Here is an 11571-nt window from a genome sequence, read left to right as displayed (position 1 = left end):
GAGATGACGATCGATACAGCTCAGCACGACAGCGCGATCGCCAAGCTGCGCGATCATTACAACCGCCGCTTGGGTGAGCAGGAAGCGCTGCTGCGCAAAAAGCGGCAAGTGGAAGACAAAGTGACGGAGAAGCGCGCGGAGATCGTCAAGTTGGAAGGGGTCAAGATTCTGCTGCAGGAGTCGAGCGCCTTCGCCCGCGAACAGGCGCGGCGGCAGATCGAGACGATGGTCACCAACGCGCTGCAGTTTATCTTCGGCGATCAGGACATCGAGTTTCGCGTGGAGATCGATGAAGTGCGGGGACGGGCGGAAGGGGAGTTTCTCGTCGTCTCCAAATACGGCGGCGAGATCCCCGTGCAGACGCGCCCGCAGGATGCGCGCGGCGGCGGGGTGGTTGACGTGATCTCGCTGGCGCTGCGCGCGGCGCTCTTGCATGCCAACCGCCCGCGACTTGACGGGCCGATCATCCTCGACGAGCCGGCGAAACACGTGTCGGAAGAATACTCCCGCCAAGTGGCGGAGTTCTTGAAGCAGTTGTCCACCGCGTTCGGGCGGCAGATCATCATGGTCACGCACAACCAGCACTTGGCGAACACGGGGGATACTTCCTACATGGTGGAGATGCGTTCCGGGAAAAGCTATGTACGAGTCTATCAGAGCATAGAACAAGCGTAACTCGCATCTCCAGCGCAAGGAGGCTGAACGCATGGACACGATGGGACGACACGTCATTGCAGAACTGTGGGAATGTGACGGACAGATTCTGAACAACCAGGAAGAAGTCGAACGAATCATGGTGAACGCAGCGCTCGAATCGGGAGCTGAAGTTCGGGAAGTGGTGTTCCACAAGTTCACGCCGCAAGGGGTGAGCGGGGTCGTGGTCATCTCCGAATCGCACCTGACGATTCACTCCTTTCCGGAGCACGGGTATGCGAGCGTCGATGTCTATACTTGCGGCGACCGCATCGACCCGCAGGTGGCGACCGACTATATCACCAAGCGCCTGCGCGCCGGCCGCAAGGAGGAGATCTTCATTCCTCGCGGGGTCGGTTCGTTCGACAATGTGAAGCAAAACGTAGAGATCTTGCGTTAGCTGTACGAAGAACGCGCTAATCACCAGCAAAAGGAGGACTTCTTCGGGAGTTCTCTTTTTTGTTTGGATTTGGCTGTTGCTTTTGTTTTATCAGCGCTATATAATAAGTCTTGTCGCCGCGGGGAATTAGCTCAGTGGTAGAGCACTGCGCTGGCAGCGCAGGGGTCAGGGGTTCAAGTCCCCTATTCTCCACCAAAGATTGTCTCTTGACGCACAGTCGAGAAACTGATAAAGTAGTAGATGTTCCTGCTACTTTATCTATTCTGGAGGTTTAGCTCAGCTGGGAGAGCATCTGCCTTACAAGCAGAGGGTCGGCGGTTCGATCCCGTCAACCTCCACCAACTTCAATGGAGCTGTGGTGTAGTGGCCTAACATGCCCGCCTGTCACGCGGGAGATCGCGGGTTCGAATCCCGTCAGCTCCGCCACTTAAAATGAATAACAACATGGCTCGGTAGCTCAGTCGGTAGAGCAGAGGACTGAAAATCCTCGTGTCGGCGGTTCGATTCCGTCCCGAGCCACCATTTAAGGAAGTTCAGCTAAAAGCGCGACGTCCTGTCGCAACGCCGGACGAAGGTAGCCCCGCTAAGAACGCGACATCCTGTCGCAACGCGGGACGGAGGTAGCCCAGCTAAAAGCGCGACGTCCTGTCGCAACGCTGGACACGGTACATCCTGTACGTGCGGAAGTGGCTCAGGGGTAGAGCATCGCCTTGCCAAGGCGAGGGTCGCGGGTTCGAATCCCGTCTTCCGCTCCATTTTTCATAACCCATACGGTGGCATAGCCAAGTGGTAAGGCGTGGGACTGCAAATCCTTGACCCCCGGTTCAAATCCGGGTGCCACCTCCATATGGAATCGTAGCTCAGAGGGAGAGCACCACCTTGACACGGTGGGGGTCGGAGGTTCGATTCCTCTCGATTCCACCATATGAGAACGCCCGTCATCTTCGGATGACGGGCGTTTTTGCGATTTCGTTAATCTGTAACTTTTTGCCTCATGCTGCGTATTACCATGTAGGAAAGGAAGGAGGGCTACGATTTGGAAATTCAAGTTGGCACACTTGTGATACAACTAATCGGCTTTTTACTTTTGACCGGAATCATCATTGGGGTCGTTTTCCTGCTTGTGAAGATCTTCAAAACGGGCAACAATACTGGCGAGATCGAAAAGCGCCTCGAAGCGATCGAAAGAAAATTAGATCAGACGATCGAAAGAAAAATAGATCAGAAATGAAACAAAACGGTACCCGCCTGCGACTAACTACATAAGCGAAATGTTTCATGAAAGGCCAGCCGGTCGCAATGTGAGAGTGAGAAGGTGTGTTCCGTCGAAAAATCACCAACAATGCCAAGCTGGCCGTTTTGTGAAAAACACAGAGCGCTTCCTTCTGGCCCCCGGAACTTACCGGGGGCTTTTTTCCAGTCATGTGAACTTCCCCTTCTGGTGATCTTAATAGGGTACAAGAGCCGAAGGAGGAATTTCACATGAGATTGTTTGCCAAACGGATGCTCTGCTCCGTCTTACTCGCCGCTTCGCTGATCTGCACCAGCCTGCCTGCCCAAGCGAACCACCAAGTGCCTCAACAGCAGGCCGCAGCCGAAACGTCTGCTGTCCTGCTTCCGACCACGCTGACGCCTGGCCTGCTCAAACAAGGCTACTCCGGTTGGGCGGTGCGGCAGTTGCAGACCAACTTGAAAACGCTTGGCTATTATACACACTGGAAAATCACCGGCTACTACGGCACCGTCACCAAACAGGCGGTGAAAAACTTCCAACTCGCCTACAGCATCCATGCGGACGGCGTGGTCGGACCCGTTACCCAGCGTGAGATCTCGCACGCGATCCTCAAGCGCAAGATGATCGCCGACACCACGCATTACACCGGTGTCAAATACGTCTGGGGCGCCGAATCGCCGTCCAAAGGCTTCGACTGCTCCGGTTTCGTCTATTACATGTTCCGCAAGTTCGGCGTGAACGTCCCGCGCACCACTTCGGCCGGCCTGTATAAATACGGACGCGCGATCAACCGCTGGAAATTGCAGCCTGGCGACCTCGTCTTTTTTGCCCTCGAAGGGAAGCACATCTCGCACGTCGGCTTCTACATGGGCCATAACAAATTCATTTCCGCCACCTCGTCCAAAGGCATCTGGGTCTACTCGATGAGCAACACGTTCTGGGGCCCGCATTTCGTCGGGGCGCGTCGGTATTATTAATCGCATACGTCAGATCCGGAGAGCGTGGGGTTGACCACCGCTCTCTTTTTGCATGGAAGCGCCGTGCGGCCGTGCACCGACAGCGCAGCCAATCAAAAAAGCCCTGACATCAGGGCTATTTGCATGCTTTCTTCAATCCACCTTCGCTCCGTGCGCTCTGGCAAACAGCACCGCTTGCTCCATGTCCAGTTTCGCGCCGCGCACGTCCATGTTTTCAAACGGCACGCCGTCCATCGCCGCCCCGCGAAAATCTGCGCCGCTCAGCTTGGTGTGGGCGAGGTTGGCGCGGCTCAGGTCGGCGTCGCGCAAGTCGGCTTTTTCCAAGCTGCAGCCGTAGAGATCCGCTTCCACGAAGCGCACCCCGCGCAGCTTTTGCCCCTTCAGGTCCTGCGAACGCAGGTTCACGAACGACAGGTCGCCGCCGGCGATCGTCACACCGGTCAATACCGCCTCCACAAAACTCGACCCGGTCAGCTTGCACCCTTTCAGCTCCGTCACAAACAGGTTGGCCGCCTCGAACTGGCAGTTCACAAACGCTGCGTTGTGATGCACCGAGTTGTTCAGCAGCGCCCCGCTGAAATCACAGCCGACAAACTGGCACCCGTGCGTCTGCAGCTCTTTCATCTCCGCATGCCGGAAATCGCAATTCACAAACTTGCAGTCCCGCAGCTCCCCTTCCGTAAAATCCTCGTCGCGCAGGTCCTCACCTTCAAACTCCCGTCCGTTCCACTCGATCATCAGATTTAACCTCCTCCATCTTGATACCTATTCTTGATTATACCAGTTCCAGGAGACCAGATTGAATGCGTTGAAATGCTCTGTTATAATTAACCATAGATGAGAAGTCAGTAAAGTTAGAGTTACATTTTCTGAGGAGGAAGTTGAGATGAGCACAGAGACCACGCAAGGCAGGTTTGGACAATTCGGGGGCAGCTACGTGCCGCCGGAACTGCAGGAAGTTATGGACTACTTGAGCGAGCAATTTTACAAATACAAAGACGACCCGGAATTCAATGAAGAATTCCGTTACTACCTCCGCGAGTATGTCGGGCGGGAGAACCCGCTGACCTTCGCCAAGAACCTGACCGAGAAGCTCGGCGGGGCGAAGATCTATTTGAAGCGGGAAGATCTCAATCACACCGGCGCGCACAAGATCAACAACGTGATGGGGCAGATCCTGCTCGCCAAGCGCATGGGCGCCAAACGGATCATCGCGGAGACCGGCGCCGGTCAGCACGGCGTGGCCACGGCGACCGTCTGCGCGATGTTCGATATGGACTGCACGATCTACATGGGGGCGGAAGACACGCGCCGCCAGTCGTTGAACGTGTTTCGGATGGAACTGCTCGGTGCGAAAGTCGTCGCTGTCGACAAAGGCCAGGGCCGTTTGAAAGACGCGGTCGACGAAGCGCTCGGCGATCTCGTGCAAAATTACCAGAACACCTTTTATCTGCTCGGGTCGGCCGTTGGCCCGCATCCGTTCCCGACGATGGTCAAACATTTCCAAGCGGTGATCTCCGAAGAGTCGAAGCGCCAGATTCTCGAAAAAGAAGGCCGGCTGCCCGACGCGGTGATCGCCTGCGCAGGCGGCGGGTCGAACGCGATCGGCGCGTTTGCCCACTACATCGATGAACCGGGCGTGCGGCTGATCGGCGTGGAGCCGGATCAGGCGCCGACGATGGCAGAAGGCGTTCCGGCTGTCATCCACGGTTTCAAATGCCTCGTCCTGCTCGATGAAGAAGGCAATCCGCGCAAAACGTATTCGATCGCAGCCGGGTTGGATTACCCGGGCATCGGACCGGAACACTCCCACCTGCAGGAGTCGGGCCGCGCCGAGTACGTTGCCGTCAGCAACGACGAAGTGCTGGACGCGTTCCAAGCGCTCTCCCGCACCGAAGGCATCATCCCGGCCTTGGAAAGCTCCCATGCGGTCGCGCATGCGATGAAGCTCGCCCCGCAGATGTCCCGCGATCAGATCATCATCATCAACATTTCCGGCCGTGGCGATAAAGATGTGGAGCAAGTGTTCCACATGTTGACAAAATAAATGTTCCAGCCCCTCTTCGGAGGGGCTTTTTTTAAAGAAAATCTAAAGATGCTGCTCCATACTGAGGTTGTAAGGGAGACAGGCAAGCAATTACAACCGAAAGGGTGAGTGTAATATGATGAGCAGAAAATCGAAATTCTTGATGACCTTGGGGATCGCGGCCGTGTTGGCCGGTTCCGGCACCGCGCTGGCAGCCACGACCGACAACCAGACCACGCAGCAACAGCAGCAAGCGCCGGCAGCCGGCAAGAAAATGATGAAGATCCAGTTTGGCGGCGGCGAGCTTCTGACCTTCCTCGGCGTGACCGAAGCGGAGCTGCGCACCGCCCAGCAGGAAGGCAAGACCTTGAAGCAGATCGCAGAAGGCAAAGGCATCACCGAAGCGAAGCTGATCGAGTTCCTGCAGACCGAGCAGCAAAAACAGTTGGCGCAAGCGGTGACCGACGGCAAGCTGACCCAAGCGCAGGCGGATAAGATGAAAGCGGGCATGACGACCGAACGCCTGCAAGAGATGATCAACAGCACCGGCAAAATCGGCCCCGGCGGCAAAGGACACGTCATCCTGCACGGTCCGGGCGGTGGCGAGGAGCTGGCAACGTTCCTCGGCCTGACCGAAACGGAGCTGCGCACCGCGCAACAGGAAGGCAAGACGCTGAAGCAGATCGCAGAAGGAAAAGGCATCACCGAAGCCAAGTTGATCGAGTTCCTGCAGACCCAGCAGCAAAAGCATTTGGAGCAGGCAGTGACCGACGGCAAGATCACACAGGAGCAGGCGGATGACATGAAAGCGAAGCTGACCGCTGAACACCTGCAAGAGATGATCAACAGCACTGGCAAATTCGGCGGCGGACGCGACCACGGACACGGCGGTCCGGGCTTCGGTGGTCAGGTATTCGGCGGTTTCCCGGGCAGCATCGAAGGGGCAGCGGCAACCTCGGCAATTCCGGCTCCGACTTCGCTGCGCATCGACTAAAAAGCGTTTCGGGAAGGACAGGCAGGGATTGCCTGTCCTTTTCGAGTATTTACCCAGTAGCTGAACACACTGGAAAAAGGGGGCGATGCGATGAAAGTGCTGATCGTCGAAGATGATGCTTCGCTCTTGAAGGCGGTGGCAGACGTTTTTGAAGAAGAAGGCTACCAGACCGACCGAGCCGACAACGGATTGGACGGGCTCTTGTATGCCGGGCAGGGCATCTACGACCTGCTCGTGCTGGACATCATGCTGCCGGGCAAAACGGGGCTGGAGATCATCAAAGCGCTGCGCAAGGCGGGAAGCACAGCCCCGATCTTGCTGCTCACCGCCCGCGATTCGGTGGAAGACCGGGTCAAGGGGCTGGACGCGGGGGCGGATGATTATCTGACCAAACCGTTTGCCTTTCAGGAACTGCTCGCCCGCGCCCGCGCGCTGTTGCGGCGCAAAGGCGGCGTCAGTGAAAGCGGTGAAGTGGTCTGCGGGCCGCTCGTGCTGAAAGCGAAAGAATTTGATGCGTTTGTGGAAGGCGCGCCTTTGAAACTGACGGCGAAAGAATACAAGCTGCTGGAGTTTCTGCTGCTCAACCGGGGGCAGATCTTAACGAAAGAGCAGATTTTTGACCGCGTGTGGGGATTCGACGTTGACACCAATATGGGGGTCGTAGATGTCTATCTGCACTATGTGCGCAAAAAGCTGGCCCTGCAGAACTGCGACGGCCTGATCCACACCGTGCGCGGCGTCGGCTATATGCTGAAGGAGATCGGCTGATGTTCGCGCAGATCCGCAACAAACTGGTCTTCTTAAACGCACTCGTCTTTTTTGTCATATTGATCGCGGGCAGCACCATGCTCTATCTCTACATGGAAGAGCGGCTGCTCGATCAGGTCGACGCCGCCATGGTCGACCAGTCACAGCGCATGTTCAACGGGGATCAGGGTCCGATGTTCCGCCCCGTCGGCCGTCAGTTGGACCGCCAAGCCGTCCTGCTGGCCTGGACGACAGAAGGCAAACTGATCAACACCAATCCGAGCCAAGAGGAGATGGAAGAGGCGGACGTGCTGGAATTTCAAAAGATCGCGCCGCACGATCTCCCGCAAACGTACCGCTTTGGCGCGCACAGCTATCGCGTGCTGACGATCGGCACGCCCGGCAACACGCTGATCGAGCTGAAAGGCAACCTGTTCAAAGTGTCGCTCGCCAAAGTGCAGCTGGTGCGCAACATCGACTCCGAACAGGCGATTCTCAACCGCCTGCTGACCGTCTTGAGCGCAGGCACGCTGTTCGGCGGGATCGTCACGATCCTCGCCGGCCTGTTTCTGGCCGGACGGGCCTTGGTGCCGATCCGCATCTCGTGGGAAAAACAACAGCAGTTCGTCGCCGACGCCTCCCATGAACTGCGCACGCCGCTGGCGGTGATCCAGTCGCAAACGGAGCTGCTGTTCCGCCATCCGGAGCGCACGATCCAAGAGGAAAGCGAAAAGATCGCCGGCGTCTACAAAGAGGCGCGGCGGATGAACAAGCTGGTCAGCGACCTGCTGACGCTGGCCCGCTCCGACTCTAACCAGTTGGAGATCGAGCGCAAACTGTTGCCGCTCGATGCGCTGCTGGCCGAGATCTCCTGGCAGTTCGCCCAGATGGCCGAACTGCGCGAGATCAAGCTGACCACCAAACTGCAGCCGGGCATCCGCATCGAAGCGGACGAAGCCCGACTGCGCCAACTGCTGGTAATCCTGCTCGACAACGCGTTGAAATACACCGGCACAGGCGGCAAGGTGCACGTGGCCTGCAACCGCAGCGCGCACGGCGCGGAGATCGTCGTCGAGGACAACGGCGCAGGCATCGCGCGCGAAGACCTGCCGTTCGTGTTCGACCGCTTCTATCGGGGTGATAAAGTCCGCACCTCGTCTGACGGCGGCACCGGACTGGGACTTTCGATCGCCAAATGGATCGTCGAAGCGCACCACGGCAAGATCCGCGTCGACAGCACGCCGGGCGAAGGCACGGCGTTTACCGTGTCGCTGCCGACGAAAAAATAGAAACCGCTCCCACATTCGGGAGCGGTTTTGTTTCTTAATAGCCGATCACTTTCGCCAAGATCGTCGCACCTTGCGCTTTGGTGAGGTGGTGGAACGGGTAGAAATAGTAGCGGCCATTCTCTGGGATGCCGTTTAGGAAGCCGTACTGGTTCATGATCAGCACGGACGGCTTGGCCCAGGACGGAACTGTTGCGAAGTCGGAGAGCGAAGTGGTCTGGCCGGTGATATCCTGTTGGGAAAAGCCGAGGATGTTGCCGACCATCACGGCTGCTTCCGCGCGGGTGATCGTGTCGCCCGGGCGGAACACCTGCTGCCCACGGGCGTTGACAGAGCCTGTGATCATGTTGTTTTTGGCGAGCAGATTGATCATCTTCGCCGCCCAGTGCTTTTGATCCACATCGGCAAACGGCCCTTTCACCGGCGCGGCGGCGATTTCTTCCGGCGAGAAGAAATAGTTGGCGAGCAGGGTGGCATATTCGGCGCGGGAGCTCTGCTTGTTCGGCTGGAAATTGCCTGCATAGCCTGTGATCATGCCGAGCTCATGCAAGACCTCAATATGTCCGTACGCCCAGAACGTCGGCGGAACATCGAGGAACGACGGACGCACCGATGAGAAGAAAGTGCCGAACAGCACCGTCTCATTGGCGGAGTTTGGCCGCGACGCGGTGACGGTCAGCTCATGAAAGCCGTCTTGAAACGACGCCGGGTTGATGATCGCCGAATGGGTGCCAGTGGTCAGCGCCGTCTCGCTGTGCAGTTCGCCGTCCAGATAGAGGTGCAGTTTCGCCGACGGGACTTTCGACGACACGCTGGGCGCCAGATCGAACGGCTTGGTGATCACTTCGCCGCGCGTAAAGGCACGCATGGTCAGTTCCGGCACCAGTGTGTCAGGGACGGTCAGGCCGGTGCCGCTGATCGTGACATTGATCGTCGCAGCGCCCGAGTCGCCGAGGTAGAGGTTGCTGATCAGCAGATTGTAGGCACCTGGCGAGGACAGAGCAAAGCTGGTCGATTGGCTGACAGGCTCTTCTGCGCCAGGCTCGTCCCGGCCGATCAATTCATCATGCACGATATCATGCGTGGTCGCATTTTCCACCCGCACGGACAGATACTGGCCGGTCGTCATGCCGGGCGCGGAGATCGTGACCGGGCCGGCGGCCGCTTGAAAGCGGTAGGAGTTGGTCTGCATCTGGTCCACTTTCGGAAATACGTTGGCGAGCGTCACCTCGCCGGTCCCTTGCGCGCGAGCCGGCATGCCGGCCGGGCCGGACAGGGCGAGCGCGATCGAGCAGACGGCTACGAGGAACCATTGGCAGACGGAGCGTTTACGCATCAGCGTGTAGGACCTCCCTTTTCCAGATGTCACAGCATGTGCTGGGCTTAGTGTCCCATGCCGGGGCTGTCCGCTCTCCGCACACATCTTGGCATCATCTCCACCTAAAAGTTGTATAGGAGCCTCTGTGCTTGCATACACTTATCCATAACACATTGGACAGACTGGATCGATCTGGAAGGAGGGAGATGCGGGTTGAAGAAACTGACCGTTGGGGCGGAAAAACACGCCGAAGAGCTGTGCGCCATTTTAGAGCAGGCCCGGGAGCAGCTGTGGCAAGAGCACGGCATCCGGCTGATCGGCGAGCGATGTTCGCGCGGGAAGTACACCTTTTATACATACAGAGTGAGCGGGACGAGCGAAGGCATTGAAGACAACTGCACAGAGATCGCAATGGCAGTCATCTCCGCAGGGATCGCAGAGTTTGTCACAGACGTGTGGGAGCGGTATGAACTGCAAAAGATCGTGGCAAGCGACTTTTATTATTACGGGGCGGATGAAGTGGAATACCTCGCCGACTCTGCGGTCAAGATGCTGGCCGGACTGCTCGGCCAAGACGGCAAGCCGCTGCGCGCCCAGCACATCGCTTTGTCGGTGCAAGAGCAGCTGCTCTTGGGCCATGAACTGCTGATCGAAGGGCTTTTGCGCTTCCGGATGCGGTCGCTGCAGGAAGATTTGCACCGCGTGGCTCTGCAGTCGATCGACGAATATCTGATGGATCTTGAGTATCAGGAGTTCGTGAAGATCCTGCGCTATTTTTTGGATGTGCAGGAGCCGCGACTGCCGCTGCTGCATATGGTATGCTTAGACGAGAACACGACCCGGTTGTACAACGCGGAAGGCAAGCCGATCGAGCCGGGCGACATCGCCGACCCGGTGGTGGAGGACATGTTGATGAGCACCTTGATCAGCCTCGCCCCGGAGAAGCTGCACATCCATGCCGGCGGGGAGAGCCTGCCGCCGCTGGCGGAGACGGTGACGAAGATCTTCGCCGACAAGACGGTAGTCTGCCGGGGCTGTCCGCTCTGCCATACGGTGCACCAGTGGGCCGACCTGCCCGCACAAAAAGCGACCGATCAATAAAAAATGGTTGACAGGCAATCTCGTTTCGGGTAATCTACATAAAGAAGTTTAATGGCATACTACGTGAAGAAAGAAGAAGCTTCCCGCTTCTCACCCGAAGAGCGTCCTCGAAGGATTGTGACCGGGTCATGCGAACGTTTCAGCGCGGATTTTAATTTCGTCTGTAACCATGCGGGATGTATTCTCCGAATACATCCCGCATTTCTTTTTTCTTCAACACAGGTTGGGCCATTAACTCTGGAGGTGACAGGTTATTAGCAAAGACGATGTTCAAATCAATGAGGGCATCCGCGCACGTGAGGTGCGGGTGATCGATGTCAACGGTGATCAGCTCGGAATTAAGTCGCTTCGTGAAGCGCTGCAGATCGCAGCTGACAAGAACCTCGACTTGGTGAACGTGGCACCCACGGCCAAGCCTCCTGTATGCCGGATCATGGACTACGGCAAGTTCAAGTACGAGCAGAGCAAGAAAGAAAAAGAAGCTCGTAAGAACCAGAAGATCGTATCCATCAAAGAAATCCGCATGACCCCGAATATCGAAGAACACGACTTCCAAACGAAGCTGCGCAATACCGTCAAATTCCTCAACGAAGGCGACAAGGTCAAAGCGAGCGTCCGTTTCCGCGGTCGTGAGATCACGCATCAAGATATCGGGATCAAAGTTCTGACCCGCTTGGCTAAAGAATGTGAAGAAATCGCCGTCCTCGAGCGTGCACCGAAGCTTGAAGGCCGTTCGATGATGATCATCCTTTCGCCGAAAAACACCAACAACTAAACTAGCAATTGGAGGTTCGC

General features: G+C 57.2%; 12 protein-coding genes and 7 tRNA genes. 17 read left to right on the top strand and 2 right to left on the bottom strand.

The window, feature by feature from the left end:
* The first annotated feature begins 3 nt into the window (after positions 1-3).
* From EV586_RS13825 to EV586_RS13775, 11 genes are all read left to right on the top strand, one after another.
* Positions 4-675 carry an ATP-binding protein gene (locus tag EV586_RS13825; protein ID WP_132945705.1) on the top strand — a complete coding sequence of 224 codons (672 nt, stop codon included), beginning with the start codon at positions 4-6 and terminating at the stop codon, positions 673-675.
* 31 nt (positions 676-706) lie between these two features.
* Positions 707-1093 carry an adenosylmethionine decarboxylase gene (speD, locus tag EV586_RS13820; RefSeq protein ID WP_132945704.1) on the top strand — a complete coding sequence of 129 codons (387 nt, stop codon included), beginning with the start codon at positions 707-709 and terminating at the stop codon, positions 1091-1093.
* Between the two features lie 120 nt (positions 1094-1213).
* Positions 1214-1288 (top strand) — tRNA-Ala (locus EV586_RS13815).
* Between the two features lie 70 nt (positions 1289-1358).
* A tRNA-Val gene (locus EV586_RS13810) sits at positions 1359-1434 on the top strand.
* Between the two features lie 8 nt (positions 1435-1442).
* Positions 1443-1519, top strand: a tRNA-Asp gene (locus EV586_RS13805).
* Positions 1520-1539: 20 nt separating this feature from the next.
* Positions 1540-1615 (top strand) — tRNA-Phe (locus EV586_RS13800).
* A 158-nt stretch (positions 1616-1773) separates the two neighbouring features.
* Positions 1774-1848, top strand: a tRNA-Gly gene (locus EV586_RS13795).
* Between the two features lie 17 nt (positions 1849-1865).
* Positions 1866-1939, top strand: a tRNA-Cys gene (locus EV586_RS13790).
* Positions 1940-1942: 3 nt separating this feature from the next.
* Positions 1943-2017, top strand: a tRNA-Val gene (locus tag EV586_RS13785).
* A gap of 112 nt (positions 2018-2129) precedes the next feature.
* On the top strand, positions 2130-2324 hold the full coding sequence (locus EV586_RS13780) for a hypothetical protein (RefSeq protein ID WP_132945703.1): 195 nt from the start codon (positions 2130-2132) through the stop codon (positions 2322-2324).
* A gap of 251 nt (positions 2325-2575) precedes the next feature.
* Positions 2576-3304, top strand: a complete 729-nt coding sequence (locus EV586_RS13775; protein WP_132945702.1) for a C40 family peptidase — start codon at positions 2576-2578, stop codon at positions 3302-3304.
* Between the two features lie 132 nt (positions 3305-3436).
* Here the strand turns inward: EV586_RS13775 and EV586_RS13770 are convergent, their stop codons facing one another.
* A complete protein-coding gene (locus EV586_RS13770; RefSeq protein WP_132945701.1) occupies positions 3437-4042 on the bottom strand; it encodes a pentapeptide repeat-containing protein in 606 nt (201 codons plus the stop codon).
* Positions 4043-4190: 148 nt separating this feature from the next.
* On the opposite strand from EV586_RS13770, the gene trpB reads away from it, so the two are divergent.
* The 4 genes from trpB (at position 4191) to EV586_RS13750 (ending at position 8360) form a co-directional block, all read left to right on the top strand.
* A complete protein-coding gene (trpB, locus tag EV586_RS13765; RefSeq protein WP_132945700.1) occupies positions 4191-5351 on the top strand; it encodes a tryptophan synthase subunit beta in 1161 nt (386 codons plus the stop codon).
* Between the two features lie 118 nt (positions 5352-5469).
* Positions 5470-6324, top strand: a complete 855-nt coding sequence (locus EV586_RS13760) for a hypothetical protein (RefSeq protein ID WP_132945699.1) — start codon at positions 5470-5472, stop codon at positions 6322-6324.
* Between the two features lie 90 nt (positions 6325-6414).
* Positions 6415-7092: a response regulator transcription factor gene (locus EV586_RS13755; protein WP_132945698.1), complete on the top strand. Its 678-nt coding sequence runs from the start codon at positions 6415-6417 to the stop codon at positions 7090-7092.
* A complete protein-coding gene (locus tag EV586_RS13750; protein ID WP_132945697.1) occupies positions 7092-8360 on the top strand; it encodes a sensor histidine kinase in 1269 nt (422 codons plus the stop codon). Before EV586_RS13755 ends, EV586_RS13750 begins: the two co-directional genes overlap by 1 nt.
* A 34-nt stretch (positions 8361-8394) precedes the next feature.
* On the opposite strand, the gene EV586_RS13745 is transcribed toward EV586_RS13750, so the two are convergent.
* Entirely contained in the window at positions 8395-9693 is a 1299-nt protein-coding gene (locus EV586_RS13745; protein ID WP_165898600.1) for an S-layer homology domain-containing protein, read from the bottom strand.
* 195 nt (positions 9694-9888) lie between these two features.
* Between EV586_RS13745 and ytxC the strand changes: the two genes are divergently transcribed.
* Both ytxC and infC read left to right on the top strand, forming a co-directional pair.
* Positions 9889-10776 carry a putative sporulation protein YtxC gene (gene ytxC, locus EV586_RS13740; protein WP_132945695.1) on the top strand — a complete coding sequence of 296 codons (888 nt, stop codon included), beginning with the start codon at positions 9889-9891 and terminating at the stop codon, positions 10774-10776.
* A gap of 253 nt (positions 10777-11029) precedes the next feature.
* Positions 11030-11551, top strand: a complete 522-nt coding sequence (gene infC, locus EV586_RS13735) for a translation initiation factor IF-3 (protein WP_207893915.1) — start codon at positions 11030-11032, stop codon at positions 11549-11551.
* Positions 11552-11571 lie beyond the last annotated feature (20 nt).

The sequence above is a fragment of the Tumebacillus sp. BK434 genome (assembly GCF_004340785.1).
In the GTDB taxonomy this organism is placed as follows: domain Bacteria; phylum Bacillota; class Bacilli; order Tumebacillales; family Tumebacillaceae; genus Tumebacillus_A.
This window is presented reverse-complemented; position numbering and strand designations above follow the sequence as displayed.